The following is a 1108-nucleotide window of genomic DNA, read 5'->3' on the forward strand; positions in this document are numbered from 1 at the left end:
TTTCGCCGGGGTCCGTGAGGTTTTCACCGGTGGAGACGTGATCTCCCCGACCGCGGTACGACGCGTCCTGGAAGCCTGCCCCGACACCATCGTCCAGGCGACATGCGGGGCCACCGAGGTCACCCTGTTCGGCATGCATCACGCCCTCACCTCACCGGACCAGGTGGGCTCCGTGATTCCCATCGGTCGTCCGCTGGACAACATGCAGGTCTACGTACTGGATGAGCTGCTTCAACCGGTCCCCATGGGCGTACCCGGAGAGCTGTACTTCGGCGGCTCCGGTCTGGCGCGTGGGTATGTGGGGCGGGCGGGGCTGACGGCGGAGCGGTTCGTGGCGAACCCGTTCGGTGGTGCGGGTGAGCGGATGTACCGCACGGGTGATGTGGTGCGGTGGAACTCGGCGGGTGCGCTGGAGTTCGTGGGCCGTGCGGACAGCCAGGTCAAGATCCGCGGGTTCCGGGTGGAGCCCGGTGAGGTCGAGGCGGTGCTGTCGGGTTGCCCGGGTGTGTCCCAGGTGGCGGTGGTGGTGCGCGAGGCCGCGCCGGGTGACAAGCGGATCGTGGCCTACGTGGTGGGCTCGGTCGAGCAGGCGCGGGACTTCGCGCGCGAGTCACTGGCGGAGTACATGGTGCCGGCGGTGTTCATGGAGCTGGACCGGCTTCCGCTGACCCGCAACGGCAAGGTCGACCACCGTGCCCTGCCCGAGCCGGTGTTCGGCGAGTCGGCGGGGGGCCGCCCACCGCGCACACTGCTGGAGGAGGTCCTGTGCGGGCTGTTCTCTCAGCTGCTGGGCATCGAGGCGGTCAGCATCGACGACGAGTTCTTCGCCCTCGGCGGTCATTCTCTCCTGGCCACCAAGCTCGTCAGCCGTATCCGTAAGGACATCGGAGCGGACCTTTCCGTTCGCGATCTGTTCGAGGCGCCGACCGTCGCCGGCCTGGCCGCCCGGATCGAAGGCGCGCAGAGCCTTCCCGCGCGTCCGGCCCTGCTCGTCGGAGAGCGGCCGGAGCGGCTTCCGTTGTCGTTCGCGCAGCGTCGGTTGTGGTTCCTGTCGCGTGTGGAGGGTGCGTCGGGGACGTACAACGTGCCGTTGGTGGTGCGGTTCTCC

Annotated in this window: 1 protein-coding gene; it reads left to right on the plus strand. The window is 68.9% G+C overall.

Features of this window, described 5'->3' with window-relative positions:
* The coding region (locus ACFY0F_RS39095) for an AMP-binding protein (RefSeq protein WP_388805997.1) at nucleotides 1–1108 on the plus strand (1108 nt) is incomplete at both ends.

It is taken from the genome of Streptomyces sp. NPDC001544, assembly GCF_042894285.1.
In the GTDB taxonomy this organism is placed as follows: domain Bacteria; phylum Actinomycetota; class Actinomycetes; order Streptomycetales; family Streptomycetaceae; genus Streptomyces.